Origin of the sequence: Geobacillus sp. CAMR5420, assembly GCF_000691465.1 — a bacterium.
Classification (GTDB): Bacteria; Bacillota; Bacilli; order Bacillales; family Anoxybacillaceae; genus Geobacillus; species Geobacillus thermoleovorans.
Genome location: NZ_JHUS01000011.1, coordinates 1 through 15,333 on the forward strand (window position 1 = coordinate 1; position 15,333 = coordinate 15,333).

The window sequence follows — 15,333 nt, forward strand, 5'->3', positions numbered from 1 at the left end:
ATTTCATCCAGCTAACATGTCTCTAGGATTGAGTAGAAATCACAGAAAATGGTGAAGACCCTTTTTTTTTTATTTCTAATAAAATTTCAATTGTTAAAATATAAAATTAAAGGAGGTATTTGTATTTTATGAACAAATCTTTCCTGCTTTCTTCGATTGTAGCTTTAGGCCTCATTGGCACCTCAGGAGTTCCGATGGCGTACGCTCAGGTGGATGCGCAAGTGAATAAGGCGAAGATCCAAATCGAACAAGAGATGGAAAAGAAACAACGAGAAGAGCGGCAAGAAATCATAAATTTAATCAATGAACCTGTTGATCAAGAAGCCGTGAAGAAAGAAATAGAGTGGATGAAAAAGAATGCTCCTGACAAGTATAATCAAGTTATTAGCGGGCAACAGGCAAAAGGGGTATCAGCATTAGCATCAAGTGGTGCCTTAGGAACTAATGGGGACATCTTAATTACTTATGATAGTGAAAGTTCTGGATGGAATCATGGTCATGCTGCCATTGTCCGTTGGGATGGTGAATATATAATTGAAGCATGGCCAGGTGAAGGAGTCCGCTACTACGTTAACAACTGGAAAACACGTTGGAAAACATGGAAAGGACTTTGGGTGAAAGGGGCAATGGGAGAGGATTATACATCAGCACAGTCATACGCTAGAGCACAAATCGGTGAGCCGTATAGTTTAACAGCCACAAAAGGTCAATCATCAAAATGGTATTGCTCGTTGCTCGTGTGGAAAGCGTGGGAGAATCGAGGATTTGATTTGGATGACGATGGAGGCATCATCGTGACCCCGTCTGACTTGGATCAAGACTCTGAGACAATAACCTATGCTAGCAGCAACTAAAAGAGCGGACGGAGGATATTTCAATGTGTGTGTAGAAGGGTATACCATCCAAATAACGGTTATGCCCTTCTATTTTTATCCGTTCATCCCCGCAACTTGAAAACATTACGGAGGGAAAAACGTGGATTTACTGACTTTGAGGGTGTAAGCAAAGCGTGTTGTGAATTTGAGCAGTTGCTTCATCATAGAGGGGGTGCAAATCTTTCTGCAAGGAAGGAAACGTTCTCGATTTCATAGAATATTACAACCACCATGGATGGAAGGGGATTCAACATGGGCCCAAGTGCACCGCTATGGATGTCAATGTTGTACTACCTCATGTGCACCGCGACGTTGCTCGCCGGTGTGGCGATGCTAGTGAAAGGAACGGTTCGCCGCTTGTATTCGCTCGTTGCAGTGATCGCAGTGCCGCTCTTTTTTCTGAACAATTTTCACACCATCGCCAGGGTCGGCGTCGATCCGTTCGCCTACTGGCAGCAATCCCTCATCGAAGGACAATGGTGGGCGTGGCTGTCGCTTGCGTTGTTCCTTTACATCGTATGGTACTGGGGATTGCTTGTCCAGCGCATAGGAGGTAAAAAGGAAGGGCAGGCTTGGTGGAAGCGGCAGAGATGGATATGGGTTGTGCTGGCGGCAGCCGCGCCTGTCATCGTATATTGGGTGCAGAACATTGACAATTCCGTTGTCTCCTCGGTGCGGACGTACGAACCGTCCAACGCTCATTTGCCGCACGGTCCGTCAGCGCGTATTTTCTTTTTGTATTCTCACCCGTTGGAGCGGGAGTCATATATCGTGGAGGCGGACGAACATCATGTGCGCAAAGTGGTGACGCTGAAAGCAGTTGGAATCTCTCACCTTTTGCCCGCTTCTTCAACAAAGGAACTGTTGTTGTGGTCCGATTATACAGGAAAGTATGTGTATCGACTAAATCCAGACACATGGACGGTTGTCGATCAAAAGCGGTCTCCAGCCCTCTTTCCTTTGCCTCATTGGAGGGAGAGTGGGATATTCGTTCGCTGAACCAAGATGTAAAAACCAATAAACTAGAAGTAAGAAAAGAGGGAAAATTGTTATTTTCTAAACGATTCCCTCCCTACGTTCTTCAAGTTTTGCACGTAGCGCCGTATTTCTATGTGTTCGCCGATGTGATTGAAAAGGAACAAGGCGTATTGTATGTGATCGATCAACGCGGTGAGGTCGTGAAAGAAATTCCGTTGCTCACTTCCTCCGCCCGATCGATGGCGGCTTTCCGCAACTACCTTGTCATCGCCACGAAACCTCGTCTCACAATCATTGATCCGCATTCATGGCGAGTGACATATTGGGACATGGGGCAAGAGGAAACACGATTCGATCAGCTCCAAGTGAAAGGAGACGCGCTGTGGGTGAGCTATGTCCAGAGGGAAAAGTCGGGGTGGATTGCTTTGAACGATCAGTTCAAGCTGATCGAAAAGCATGAACTGCCTTCTGTGTACTGGGAAGCACGGTTTCACGGCGATTATGTGTATATATTGTTCGAGCCGCAGGAGGGGAACAAGGCGGACAATGCAGGAGAAATGAACATCTTCCAGCTGCGTACGGCCCAACTTGCCGCCAAGTTTACTGTGCCGAAACAAAAGCACAACTTGCAGACATTTTACGTGATGGATGAAATACAATGATAGTGCAGGAGATGACGGCAAGGGGGGAGAGGGACATACAATTCCGAGACTATGAAGAATTTTGGCCGTTCTATTTGACCCAGCATCGCAAACGAGCGACGCGGCGCTGGCATTTTGTCGGAACGAGCTTTGTCTTTTTGTTCATCATCATCGCGGCTGTAACGGGAAACGCATGGTGGCTGCTTGGCGCGCCGATTGCCGCCTACACGCTCGCTTGGTTCAGCCACTTTTTCATCGAAGGAAACAAACCCGCCACCTTCGGCCATCCGCTTTGGTCGCTTCGAGCTGATTTTCACATGTACGGGCTGATGCTTGCGGGACGCTTGGGGCGTGAGCTTGAGCGGATTGGGCTTTCAGAGGATCGGGATGTCAGCCAAAATGGATAAGAATCACGTTGAGAGGCCTTTCTCCCGACTGATTTCTTCTATCAGTGATTGTCGTCGATCCTCAAGGCTTTTGAGGGATCGAAGGACGACGACAATCCGGGATGAAATATCAGGGAGAAAGGCCCTTGTCCCCGCATTACTTCTTCATTTGTTCAATCTTTTCAAGCGGCAGCCCGGTCAGTTCATGAATCGTGTCGGCATCATATCCTTTTGCCAACATTCGTTTCGCAACATCCATCTTTGCTTTTTCCATTCCTTTCTCCATTCCTTTCTCCATGCCTTTCTGCTCGTATGAAACGATGAGTTCCATGACTTTGGCAGCCTCCTTCTCCTCCATTGTATTCACCTCATTTCGCAGTCGGATTTCTTCTTCATCCGATAACCGCAAATATGTTTCGAAAAAGCCGAACAACAGACGCTGTTTCGCCTCATCGAGCTCGAGGCGGGTGAGCATGCGCAAAAATTCCTTTTTCACTTCCACCTTCTCATCTTCATTATACCCCATTTTGCTTAACAGGGCGGCGGCGACCGGGTTGTCATGGCGGATGTACTCGCGCCACGGGAGTTTGCGCAATTCGATGGCCAAAAAACGGAAATCGAGAACAGCCCAAAACGGAAACTCCACAGTGAAAGAGGAAGGTTCATTACGGATGGCGTCATAGCTGAAGATAGCGATCGGAAGAATACGGCGGCGGTGTTTTTGAAATAAACGGCTGAAATAAATGAACATTCGCTCCGAAAAAGCGGGTTGGATGTAGCTTTGGTGTTCGATGTGGACAATGATCAGTCCATCTTCCCCTTTTAGCTTTGTCTCGATCAATAGATCGACTCGATGTTTTTCCCCTGCAGTAACATCAGTCAACACTTCTTCTGATAAAAAGGAAAGATGGTTAAAGTCAACATGCTCGTATACGCGCGGGAAGAAGAGGAGAACGAATTCTTCAAAAAACGTGCTTAACAACTCTTTAAACAGGCGATCATGGTCAATGCGCGTTTCTGACATGGTCTCCCTCCCTATTTATTTTTAGACTCCCATTATTTTATTCGATCCATGCAAGGCAAAATCCTGCCTGATCACAGCTTTTTCACAGAAGTTTTTTGTTCGAAGACAGGAAATAAGAGAAATGCTGTCGAATTTTGATGCTGATGGAAAAATGATGAAACCAACTGATGCTTCGGCCGTATGAATCATTGACGGGAAAGGAGGGGAGGGGGATGTGGTTCGGTCATCCGCCTGAAGTCGTATACGGAGCGGTGTTGGTGGTCAGTGCGCTGCTGACGGTGTTGTATTTTTTCTTCAGCGACGTGCTTGACGGCCTGTTCGATGTAGCCGATCATCCGCTGTTCAGCCCGCAGCTCATTTTATCATTTTTCATCGTCGGCAGCGCGGTCGGGCTGTTGGCGGAAATGTATACGGATTGGGCATCAGGTTCTATCATTTGGCTTAGCATTGGGGTGGCGATTGTTGCCGTGTTGCTTTTGCACTTTTTCGTTTTTTTGCCGCTCCGCTCGGCCGAGGCGTCGCTTGGGTATACGGACGCCGATTTGGAGGGGGCGCTTGCTAAAGTGATCGTCTCGGTGCCGCCTGACGGGTTGGGCGAAATTCTCATCTCCCGTAAAAGCGGCGCGGTGGCCAAAGCGGCGAAAAGCGCAAATAATGAGGCCATTCCGTCAGGGGAAGAGGTCATCATCGTACAAATGGAAAACGGCGTCGCTGTGGTGGCGAGGCACGATCCGTATCACCTTTCCATCTAAAACAAAGAAAGGGGACCTGTCATGGTTGCGCCATGGTTGATTGTCATTGGTGTCGTCGTCCTGCTTCTTGTCGGACTCATTGCCATTTTCATCGCCCGCTACCGCACGGTCGGGCCGGATGAGGCGCTTATTGTCACTGGCAGCTATTTAGGAAGCAAAAACGTCCACGTGGACGAATCGGGAAACAAAATTAAAATTGTCCGCGGCGGCGGCACGTTCGTCGTGCCGATTTTCCAGCAGGCCGAGCCGCTTAGTTTATTGTCGATCAAATTGGATGTACAAACGCCGGAAGTGTATACGGAACAAGGCGTGCCCGTGATGGCGGACGGGGTGGCGATCATTAAAGTCGGGAGTTCGATCGGCGAAATCGCGACCGCGGCTGAGCAGTTTTTAGGCAAAACGCGTCAAGATATGGAAAACGAAGCGAAAGAAGTGCTCGAAGGCCATCTCCGTTCCATTCTCGGGTCAATGACCGTTGAAGAAATTTACAAAAACCGCGACAAGTTTTCACAGGAAGTGCAGCGCGTTGCCTCACAAGATCTCGCCAAAATGGGGTTGGTCATCGTCTCGTTTACGATCAAAGACGTGCGTGACAAAAACGGCTACCTCGATGCGCTCGGGAAACCGCGCATCGCCCAAGTGAAGCGCGACGCCGACATCGCGACAGCCGAGGCGGAAAAAGAGACGCGCATCAAGCGCGCCGAAGCGGACAAGGAAGCGCGCAAAGCGGAGCTCGAGCGGCTGACGGAAATCGCCGAGGCGGAAAAAATCAACCAACTGAAGCTCGCTGAGTTCCGCCGCGAGCAAGACATCGCCAAAGCGCGCGCCGATCAGGCGTACCACCTCGAAGAAGCGAAGGCGAAGCAGGAAGTTACAGCGCAACAAATGCAAATTAAAATCATCGAGCGGCAAAAACAAATCGAGTTGGAAGAAAAAGAAATTTTGCGCCGCGAGCGCCAATACGATTCGGAAGTGAAGAAAAAAGCCGACGCTGAGCGCTATGCGATTGAACAAAAAGCGGCGGCGGAAAAGGCGAAGCAAATCGCCGAAGCCGATGCGCAAAAATACCGCGTCGAAACGCTGGCGAAAGCGGAAGCGGAGCGCGTCCGCCTTGACGGGTTGGCGAAGGCTGAAGCGGAGAAAGCGAAAGGGGAAGCAGAAGCAGAAATCATCCGCCTCAAAGGTCTCGCCGAAGCGGAGGCGAAACAAAAGATCGCCGAAGCGTTCGAGCGCTACGGCCAAGCAGCGGTGCTCGACATGATCATCAAGATGCTTCCGGAGTATGCGAAACAAGTGGCAAGTCCGCTTTCGAACATCGAGAAGCTGACGATCGTCGACACCGGCTCAGGAGCGGGGGGCGGCGCCAACCGTGTCACAGGCTATGCGACGAATTTAATGGCGAGCTTGCAGGAGACGTTAAAAGCCTCAACGGGCATCGATGTGAAGCAGTTGCTTGAGAACATCGCCCAAGGGGGCGCACCCGCCCATGCCCAGCCGCCCGGCGCGCCAGCATCGCCCCAAGAGGCGAAGACAACGGAATGACGCCGATCCTCCCACAGCGCCCTTCGCTTGAACCCGAGGGCGCTGTTTCTCGCCGCCTTGTTCACGACATTCGTCGGAGTTGCGCATCAAGCGTTGTTTCGCTATGATGGGAACGAGTGGAATGGAAAAAAGGAAGTAGGTTGAAGATGATGAAACGAGCTCGAATTATTTATAACCCGACATCGGGACGCGAACTGTTTAAGCGCCATTTGCCCGATGTGCTCGTTCGGTTGGAAAAGGCGGGCTATGAAACGTCATGCCATGCGACCCAAGGGCCGGGGGATGCGACGAAAGCGGCGCGCCAGGCCGTCCTGCGGGAATTTGATCTCGTCGTTGCCGCAGGGGGCGACGGAACGATCAATGAAGTTGTCAACGGCATCGCCGATCAGCCGTATCGGCCGACATTGGGCGTGATCCCCGTCGGCACGACGAATGACTTCGCCCGCGCCATCGGCGTGCCGCGCTCGATTGAAGGGGCGTGCGAGGTGATCGCCACGGGCGAGCCCGTCCCCATTGACATCGGCTGTGTGACGAACGAAGACAAAACACGCTATTTCATCAACATCGCCGGCGGCGGCCGCCTGACGGAGCTCACCTACGAAGTGCCAAGCAAGCTGAAAACGATGCTTGGCCAGCTCGCCTATTACTTGAAGGGAATCGAAATGCTTCCGTCCATCAAGGCGACCGAAGCGCAAATCGAGTACGACGGCAAGATCTTTGAAGGCGAAATCATGATGTTTTTAGTCTCGCTGACCAACTCAGTCGGCGGCTTTGAAAAACTGGCGCCCGATTCGTCGCTCAATGACGGCCTGTTCGATTTTATCATCGTCAAGAAAACGAACTTGGCCGAATTCATCCGCCTTGTCACCCTCGCGGCGCGCGGCGAGCATATCAACGACCCGCACGTCATTTACACGAAAGCGAACCGGGTGAAGGTGCGTTCGTCGATGCAGCTGAACTTAGACGGCGAATTCGGCGGCATGCTTCCAGGGGAGTTTGTCAATCTATACCGCCATATTGAGGTATTGATGCCAAAAGAAAAGGCGGAACAAGTGAGAACAGGGGAATGAGCCTGTTCTTTTCTTATGCCTTTCCCCTATAAAGGGCACGCTACATATACAGAGGAACGGCAGAAAGGAGAACGATATGACGAAGCAACAAGCACCTGTCGCCAAAAACGAGTATTATGACGTCACATTCACCGATTTGACCCACGACGGCCTCGGGGTGGCGAAAGTCGACGGCTTTCCCTTGTTCGTGAAACACGCGCTCCCCGGCGAGCGGGCGAAGGTGAAAGCGATCAAAGTGAAAAAAGGGTACGGGTACGGCCGGCTTATCGAGCTGTACGAACCGAGCCCCGACCGCGTCGAGCCGCCGTGCCCCGTCTATCGCCAATGCGGCGGCTGCCAGCTGCAACACCTCAGCTACGAAGGTCAGCTGAAGGCGAAGGAAAAGCAGGTAAAAGAAGTGCTCGCCCGCATCGGCAAGCTAGACGGCGTCACCGTCCATCCTGTCATCGGGATGAAGAACCCATGGCGGTATCGAAACAAGGCGCAAGTGCCGGTCGGCGAGCGCGAAGGGGGCTTGGTCGCGGGCTTTTACAAAGAGCGGAGCCATGAAATCATCGACATGGACGCCTGTCTCATCCAACAAGAGAAAAACGATGTCGTCGTCCAGACGGTGAAGCGCATCGCCGAACGCTATGGCATTCCCCCATACGACGAAACCACGCACAAGGGCGTTCTCCGCCATATTGTCGCCCGCTACGGCGCGGCGACAGGTGAGGTGATGGTCGTGCTCATTACCCGCACCGAACGTTTGCCGCATGAACAAGAAATCGTCCGCGCCATCGTCCGTGAAATCCCGGACGTGACATCGATCGTGCAAAACATCAACCCCGAGCGGACGAACGTCATTTTCGGCGCCAAAACGCGGGTGTTATGGGGGAGCGAATACATCACCGACCGCATCGGGGACATCCAATTCGCCATCTCGGCCCGCTCGTTTTACCAAGTCAATCCGGAACAGACGAAAGTGCTGTACGACAAAGCGCTCGAGTACGCTGAGTTGACTGGATCGGAGACGGTCATGGACGCCTACTGCGGCATCGGCACGATCTCGCTCTTTTTAGCGAGAAAAGCAAAGCATGTCTACGGCGTCGAAATCGTCCCTGAAGCGATCGAAGACGCCAAGCGCAACGCCGAACTCAACGGCATCCAAAACGTCACCTTCGAAGTCGGCGCCGCCGAAGACGTCATCCCGCGTTGGTATCAAGAAGGCATCCGCGCTGACTGCTTGGTCGTTGACCCGCCGCGCAAAGGCTGTGACGCCTCGCTGCTTGAGACGATCATCGCCATGAAGCCGCCCCGCGTCGTCTACGTCTCGTGCAACCCGGCAACCCTTGCCCGCGACTTGCGCATCTTAGAAGACGGCGGCTACGAAACGCTCGAAGTCCAGCCAGTGGACATGTTTCCGCACACGGCGCATGTCGAGTGTGTGGCGAAGGTGCGGTTGAGATAAGACAACGGGCCGGTGGATCCGGCCTTGTTGTTTGCAGTCGAATTGGGCAAACGGCCATGACGACACGAATGACATGATAAAGATTTCATCCGCCTGCAAAACTGGGGGCTGGATGAGATCCATCCTATTGAGAATCCACAACACTTGCAAGTGTTCCTCGAACGGTTATGGTGAACGACTCCCGCTTCATGCAAAGCACAGTGGGAGTTTCTTTGTTCCACAAAGAAAGACATTCTCTGTCTTCCTGAGCGTCAACCGGCATAAAACGTATTTTTCTTCCCCTTTTTGTATCGAAAACCGTATATAATAGAGATTGGAAATCACAAGGAGGTACATAGAAGCCATGCTCACAGGCGAATTGCGCCATAAAGTCGATAAAATATGGGAAACGTTTTGGACAGGCGGCATTACGAACCCGCTGACGGTTATTGAACAGTTTACCTACTTATTGTTCATCAAAGGCTTGGATGAAGTCGAAACACAGCGCGAGCAGGAGGATGCGCTGCTCGGCATTGAATCGGAACGCATCTTTCCTCCCGATAAGCAACACTTGCGCTGGAGCAAATTCAAACATTTTGAAGCCGCTCATATGTACGATGTCGTGTCCAATGAAGTGTTTCCGTTCATCAAAAACTTGCACGGCAATCGGGAATCGGCCTATGCAAAATATATGGGCGACGCCATTTTCATGATCCCGACGCCGCAAATGCTCGTCAAAATCGTCGACGGCATTGACCGCATTCCGATGAAAGACCGCGATACGAAAGGCGATTTGTACGAGTATTTGTTATCGAAAATCGCCACCGCAGGCACAAACGGCCAATTCCGCACGCCGCGTCATATTATCAATATGATGGTAGAGTTAGTCAAACCAACACCGGAAGATATTATTGTCGACCCAGCCGCAGGTTCCGCAGGTTTTTTAGTCGCGGCGGGCGAATATTTGCGTAAACATCGCAGTGACTTATTTTTAGTGCAAAGTTTAAAAGAACATTTTAATAACCATATGTTCTACGGTTTTGACATGGACCGCACGATGTTGCGGATTGGCGCGATGAACATGATGCTCCATGGCATTGAAAATCCGAATATCGAATATCGCGACTCCTTGTCGGAACAAAACAAAGATAAGGACAAATACACCCTTGTCCTTGCCAATCCGCCGTTTAAAGGCTCTTTGGATTACGAAGCCGTTTCTAGTGACCTATTAAAAATTACAAAAACAAAGAAAACAGAGCTTTTATTCTTGGCCTTATTCCTGCGCATCTTAAAAACGGGCGGGCGCTGTGCGTGCATCGTGCCAGATGGGGTATTGTTCGGCAGCTCGAAGGCGCATAAAGATATCCGCAAAGAAATTGTGGAAAATCATAAATTAGAAGCGATTATTTCGATGCCAAGCGGTGTCTTTAAACCATACGCGGGCGTATCGACAGCAATTATGATTTTCACGAAAACGGGCGTCGGCGGAACAGATCACGTCTGGTTTTACGACATGAAAGCAGATGGCTATTCTCTGGACGACAAGCGCACCCCGATTGAGGAAAGCGACATCCCGGACATCATTGCGCGCTTCCATAACCGTGAGGCGGAAAAGGAACGAAAGCGCACGGAGCAGTCATTCTTTGTGCCGGTGGAAGAAATTCGTGAAAACGACTATGACCTTTCGATTAACAAATATAAAGAGATTGAGTATGAAGAGGTACAGTATGAAGCGCCAAGTGTGATACTTGAAAGAGTGGAAGCGTTGGAAAAAGAGATTATGCAAGGATTACGAGAGTTGAAAGAAATGATTAGAGGGTAGTGTGAAGTTCTATGAATTTTAGAACATATAAGTTAAAAGATATAGGTGAAGTAATTACAGGAAATACACCTAGTAAAAGTAATAGTGAGTTTTATGATTCAAAGGATGTTATGTTTATCAAACCCGATGATTTGTATATAGATAGAATAACAATGTTAAACGAATCAAAAGAGTACTTATCTAATAAAGGTGCTGAACATGCTCGCATTTTGCCACAAGGTAGTGTATTAGTTACGTGTATTGGAATTATAGGTAAAGTTGGTATACTAAAACAAGAAATGGCTGCATTTAATCAACAAATAAATGCTATTATCCCTGATAAAAATATAGTCAATGAAAAGTACTTAGCTTATAAAATATGGAATGATAGAAAAAAACTGCAGCATATAGCAAACGCACCCCTAGTTCCAATTATTAATAAAAAGCAATTTTCAGAATTCAAAATTGACATACCTTCGTTAGATTATCAACTCAAAGTTGTTGACGTTTTAGACAAAGCCCAAGAACTCATTGACAAACGAAAAGCCCAAATTGAAGCGTTAGACCAGTTAACTCAAAGTGTGTTTTTGGAGATGTTTGGGGACCCAGATAAAAATACTAAACAATGGAATGTTTATAAGCTAAAAGAAGTTGTGGATAAAAATTGTTCAATCTCGTATGGTATTGTCCAGCCCGGAGATGATGTACCTGATGGAGTACCAATAGTTAGGCCTGTTGACATCCAACAAGGAATAATATCTGTAGATAATCTAAAAAGGACAGCCAAACATATATCCGATGCTTATTCTAGGACAATATTAAAAGGATGCGAGTTGCTTTTGACAGTCCGAGGTACTGTGGGTGCTTCTTATCTTGTGGATGAAAGCTTTAAGGGAGTCAATGTTACACGAGGTATAACTCCATTATTGTTTAATGAAAAAATAGTTAACCCAATTTATATTTTTCATTTGTTTAAGACAGAACAATATCAAAGGAAATTCAAAAGCCTAGCAAAGGGGATTACTTTATTACAGATAAATTTGATCGACTTAAGAGAATTAACTTTACCAGTTCCTCCTATAACAGTGCAAAATGAATTTTCTAAATTCGTTAAGAAAATAACAATTCAGAAAAAGAAATTGCAAAATAGTCTAAACGAGATGGAAACCATTTTCAACTCCCTCATGCAACGTGCATTTAAGGGAGAATTGTTCAACGAGCAGTAAAACAGTGAAATAAACGAGTGATTGTCGGTCAAGGGAGGGGCGTTTGTTGCGGTCCAACTTTGGATTTTTGATGGGCAAACCTCATTATGAGAGCTTTACGAATGCGTGTTTAGAGGCAGAGAAAAGTTTAGTCGTGAGTCCAGCAACGTGCGCGATTTTGACGCGTCGTGCGCTGGAGCTTGCCGTTAAGTGGGTGTATAGCTTTGACAGCGCTTTGAAAGTTCCGTATCAAGATAATCTTTCCAGTTTGATTCATGACAACGGCTTTTTGTCCATTATTGATGAAGATTTATTGCCGTTGTTGCGTTACATTGTCAAACTGGGAAATGTCGCGGTTCATACGAACTCGATGATTACGAGGGAAGAAGCGATTCTTTCCCTGCATCATCTTCATCAGTTTGTGTCTTGGATTGATTATTGTTATTCAGATGAATATACGGCTATGGATTTTGATGAATCGTTATTGCCAATCGGAGAGGAAAAGCGCGAGCGTCCGGAAGAATTAAAAGATTTATACGAACGGCTAAGTTCGAAAGACAAGCGTCTTGAGGAAATGATGAAAGAAAATGAACAGCTTCGCGCTCTTCTCACCGCCAAACGGGAAGCGAATACAAAAGAATATCACTTCCAAGTCGATGAACTAAGCGAATGGGAAACAAGAAAGAAATATATTGATTTAGATTTGAAGCTTGCTGGTTGGGAATTTAAAAAGGACGTTATTGTGGAATACCCTGTCGTTGGCATGCCAAATCAAGAAGGAGTCGGCTATGTCGATTACGTCCTTTTTGGCGACAACGGGAAGCCGCTTGCGGTTATCGAAGCGAAACGGACAACCGCTGACCCGAACAAAGGAAAGCAACAAGCCAAGCTATATGCCGACTGTATTGAAAAAATGCACGGCCAGCGTCCAATCATTTTTTACACAAACGGTTTTGAAACGTATATTTGGGACGACCTTAACTATCCGGCGCGGAAGGTTTCCGGCTTTTACAATAAGGAAGAATTAAGCTTGCTTATTGATCGTCGGACGATGAAGAAGCCGCTAAAAAATGTGCAAATCAATGACAACATAACGAATCGCTATTACCAAAAAGAAGCGGTGTTAGCCGTCTGTGACGCGCTCGAGAACAAACGGCGCAAAGCGTTGCTTGTCATGGCGACGGGGAGCGGCAAAACCCGGACGGCGGCTGCGATTGTCGATGTTCTCACTCGCCACAATTGGGTGAAAAACATTTTGTTTTTAGCGGACCGCAAAACGCTTGTCACGCAAGCGAAAAATAGCTTTAGCCATTTGTTGCCGAACTTGACGCTTTGCAATTTGCTCGATAACAAAGACAATCCAGAGGAAAGCCGGATGGTGTTTTCGACGTACCCGACAATGATGAACGCGATTGACGAAGCGAAACGAAAAGACGGCAAACGTCTCTTTACCGTCGGGCATTTTGATTTAATTATCGTCGATGAATCCCATCGCAGTATTTATAAGAAATATCGGGCTATTTTTGACTATTTTGACGCGATATTGCTTGGGCTTACCGCCACACCAAAGGACGAAATTGACCGCAATACGTATGAAGTGTTTGATTTAGAAAACGGCGTGCCGACCTATGCCTATGAGTTAGATCAAGCCGTTCAGGACGGCTATTTAGTCGATTATCGGACGATTGAAACAAAATTAAAGTTTCTCGAAGAAGGCATTCATTACGATGAGTTATCGGATGAAGAAAAAGAACGATATGAAGAAACATTTGATGAGGAAGTGGGCGAGGACATTGACAGTGCCGCGTTAAACGAATGGCTGTTTAACGACGATACGATTGATACGGTGCTGAGAGATTTAATGGAAAAAGGAATTCGCGTCGAAGGCGGAGATAAACTTGGCAAAACGATTATTTTTGCGAAAAACCATCGTCATGCGGAACGGATTGTGGAGCGCTTTGATCAATTGTTCCCTGAATACAAGGGCGGCTTTGCGCGGGTCATTGATTACAGCGTGAACTACTACCAAACCTTAATCGATGATTTTTCCGACCGCAACAAATGGCCGCAAATTGCCGTATCGGTCGATATGCTCGATACGGGAGTGGATATTCCGGAAGTCGTCAACCTTGTGTTCTTCAAGAAAGTACGCTCCAAATCAAAGTTTTGGCAAATGATTGGGCGCGGAACCCGTTTATGCAAAGACTTATTCGGAGTCGGGAAAGATAAAACGCATTTCCTTATTTTTGACTATTGCGGCAACTTCGAGTTTTTTCGCGAGAATCCAAAGGGAATCGAAGGAAAAGCGGTGGAAAGCTTAACGGAGCGTCTATTTAACGCTAAAGTCGAAATCATTAAAGAACTGCAACATTTACAGTACCAAGAAGAAGAGTATATTGCCTATCGCAATGAATTGATTGACGAGGTGCTGGCGGAAATCAATAAGTTAAACGAAGAAAACTTCCGTGTACGCCAACATATTCAATACGTACACAAGTTTAAAAGCCGAGCTAAATGGGACTCCTTAACGGCCATGGATGTCAATGAAATCAAAGAACATATTTCGCCGCTGATTGTTCCGTTGAATGATGATGAATTGGCGAAACGTTTTGATTTACTCATGTACACGATTGAGTTGGCAAAACTGCAAACGAAAAATGCCACAAAGCCGATTCGGAGTGTGATTCGCACCGCCGAGGCGTTATCGAAGCTCGGTTCGATCCCGCAAGTGCAGGAGCAAAAATACATCATCGAAAAGGTGCAGACGGAAGAATTTTGGAGCGAAGCCGATATTTTCGAATTGGAAGCCGTTCGCGAAGCGTTGCGTGATTTAGTGAAATTCCTTGAAAAAGAAACGCAAAAAATTTACTATACGAACTTTAAAGACCAAATTTTAGAGGTCAAAGAAAACGGCCCGATGTTTAATGTCAATGATCTGAAAAATTATCGGAAAAAGGTGGAACATTATCTGCACGAACACCGCGACCAGATGGCCATTTACAAGCTGCGAAACAACAAAAAGTTAACGGTGCAAGATTTGAAAACGCTCGAGCATATCCTTTGGAGCGAGCTTGGCACAAAAGACGATTATCAAAGAGAATTCGGAGACACACCGATTACAAAACTCGTCCGCCAAATCGTCGGCCTTGACCCGCAGGCCGCCAACGAAGCGTTTTCCGAATTTTTATCAAGCGAACGGTTGAACATCCAGCAAAGCCGTTTTGTCAAACTAATCGTCGATTACTTTGTAAAAAACGGAGTCATGGACAAGCGGGTGCTGCAGGAAGAACCGTTCAAAACCGTCGGCAGCATTGTTGAACTCTTTCAAGACAACATGGACGACGCGCGGAAGATTATTCGCATTATCGATGAGATTAACAGAAATTCAGAAGATATTGTGGGGGCGTAGCAAAAGCGTTCTTTGTGGTATCTAGTTAGCCGTTGGGTGTTGTTGCTAACGTTTCAATATATTTTGTTTTTCTTTGGTGTTAAGGCATCTTTGAGAGTGAAGCATCTCAAAGGTGCCTTCTATTTCTTATACATATAGAACGAAACGAGTATAAATGTTGTGTAGATAGCCCATATTGAGTCGAAATGGTTCGGCAAATATCCATGTATTTGATAATCTAA

At 47.6% G+C, this 15,333-nt stretch carries 12 protein-coding genes; 11 read left to right on the plus strand and 1 reads right to left on the minus strand.

Annotated elements, in window-relative coordinates:
* The first annotated feature begins 128 nt into the window (after positions 1–128).
* The 4 genes from DI44_RS14280 (at position 129) to DI44_RS14265 (ending at position 2,901) form a co-directional block, all read left to right on the plus strand.
* Positions 129–854 carry a YiiX/YebB-like N1pC/P60 family cysteine hydrolase gene (locus DI44_RS14280; RefSeq protein WP_021322237.1) on the plus strand — a complete coding sequence of 242 codons (726 nt, stop codon included), beginning with the start codon at positions 129–131 and terminating at the stop codon, positions 852–854.
* Positions 855–1,127: 273 nt separating this feature from the next.
* A complete protein-coding gene (locus DI44_RS19345) occupies positions 1,128–1,874 on the plus strand; it encodes a hypothetical protein (RefSeq protein ID WP_223812545.1) in 747 nt (248 codons plus the stop codon).
* Between the two features lie 125 nt (positions 1,875–1,999).
* Complete coding sequence (locus DI44_RS19350) at positions 2,000–2,515, plus strand: hypothetical protein (protein WP_223812544.1); 516 nt, start codon at positions 2,000–2,002, stop codon at positions 2,513–2,515.
* On the plus strand, positions 2,512–2,901 hold the full coding sequence (locus DI44_RS14265) for a DUF962 domain-containing protein (protein WP_011229842.1): 390 nt from the start codon (positions 2,512–2,514) through the stop codon (positions 2,899–2,901). The genes DI44_RS19350 and DI44_RS14265 overlap by 4 nt, the downstream gene beginning before the upstream one ends.
* Positions 2,902–3,037: 136 nt before the next feature.
* Here DI44_RS14265 and DI44_RS14260 read toward each other — a convergent pair whose 3' ends face one another.
* Complete coding sequence (locus DI44_RS14260; protein ID WP_011229843.1) at positions 3,038–3,904, minus strand: Rpn family recombination-promoting nuclease/putative transposase; 867 nt, start codon at positions 3,902–3,904, stop codon at positions 3,038–3,040.
* 212 nt (positions 3,905–4,116) lie between these two features.
* Here DI44_RS14260 and DI44_RS14255 point away from each other — a divergent pair, with 212 nt between their 5' ends.
* The 7 genes from DI44_RS14255 (at position 4,117) to DI44_RS14225 (ending at position 15,112) form a co-directional block, all read left to right on the plus strand.
* Complete coding sequence (locus DI44_RS14255) at positions 4,117–4,656, plus strand: membrane protein (RefSeq protein ID WP_033024619.1); 540 nt, start codon at positions 4,117–4,119, stop codon at positions 4,654–4,656.
* A gap of 21 nt (positions 4,657–4,677) precedes the next feature.
* A complete protein-coding gene (locus DI44_RS14250; protein ID WP_033024620.1) occupies positions 4,678–6,198 on the plus strand; it encodes a flotillin family protein in 1,521 nt (506 codons plus the stop codon).
* Between the two features lie 149 nt (positions 6,199–6,347).
* Complete coding sequence (locus tag DI44_RS14245) at positions 6,348–7,268, plus strand: diacylglycerol kinase (RefSeq protein ID WP_033024639.1); 921 nt, start codon at positions 6,348–6,350, stop codon at positions 7,266–7,268.
* A 76-nt stretch (positions 7,269–7,344) separates the two neighbouring features.
* Positions 7,345–8,718 carry a 23S rRNA (uracil(1939)-C(5))-methyltransferase RlmD gene (rlmD, locus tag DI44_RS14240; RefSeq protein WP_033024622.1) on the plus strand — a complete coding sequence of 458 codons (1,374 nt, stop codon included), beginning with the start codon at positions 7,345–7,347 and terminating at the stop codon, positions 8,716–8,718.
* Between the two features lie 343 nt (positions 8,719–9,061).
* The gene (locus DI44_RS14235; RefSeq protein ID WP_033024623.1) at positions 9,062–10,519 is read left to right on the plus strand and encodes a class I SAM-dependent DNA methyltransferase; all 1,458 of its coding nucleotides are present in this window, start codon (positions 9,062–9,064) and stop codon (positions 10,517–10,519) included.
* 11 nt (positions 10,520–10,530) lie between these two features.
* Entirely contained in the window at positions 10,531–11,724 is a 1,194-nt protein-coding gene (locus DI44_RS14230) for a restriction endonuclease subunit S (RefSeq protein WP_033024626.1), read from the plus strand.
* Between the two features lie 46 nt (positions 11,725–11,770).
* A complete protein-coding gene (locus DI44_RS14225; protein WP_033024629.1) occupies positions 11,771–15,112 on the plus strand; it encodes a DEAD/DEAH box helicase family protein in 3,342 nt (1,113 codons plus the stop codon).
* The last annotated feature ends 221 nt before the right edge of the window (positions 15,113–15,333 follow it).

Coding starts and splice junctions, on each gene's coding strand:
- DI44_RS14250 (WP_033024620.1), top strand. CDS start 4,678: ATGGTTGCGCCATGGTTGATTGTCATTGGTGTCGTCGTCCTGCTTCTT.
- DI44_RS14260 (WP_011229843.1), bottom strand. CDS start 3,904: ATGTCAGAAACGCGCATTGACCATGATCGCCTGTTTAAAGAGTTGTTA.
- DI44_RS19345 (WP_223812545.1), top strand. CDS start 1,128: ATGGGCCCAAGTGCACCGCTATGGATGTCAATGTTGTACTACCTCATG.
- rlmD (WP_033024622.1), top strand. CDS start 7,345: ATGACGAAGCAACAAGCACCTGTCGCCAAAAACGAGTATTATGACGTC.
- DI44_RS14280 (WP_021322237.1), top strand. CDS start 129: ATGAACAAATCTTTCCTGCTTTCTTCGATTGTAGCTTTAGGCCTCATT.
- DI44_RS14230 (WP_033024626.1), top strand. CDS start 10,531: ATGAATTTTAGAACATATAAGTTAAAAGATATAGGTGAAGTAATTACA.
- DI44_RS14255 (WP_033024619.1), top strand. CDS start 4,117: ATGTGGTTCGGTCATCCGCCTGAAGTCGTATACGGAGCGGTGTTGGTG.
- DI44_RS14235 (WP_033024623.1), top strand. CDS start 9,062: ATGCTCACAGGCGAATTGCGCCATAAAGTCGATAAAATATGGGAAACG.
- DI44_RS14265 (WP_011229842.1), top strand. CDS start 2,512: ATGATAGTGCAGGAGATGACGGCAAGGGGGGAGAGGGACATACAATTC.
- DI44_RS14245 (WP_033024639.1), top strand. CDS start 6,348: ATGAAACGAGCTCGAATTATTTATAACCCGACATCGGGACGCGAACTG.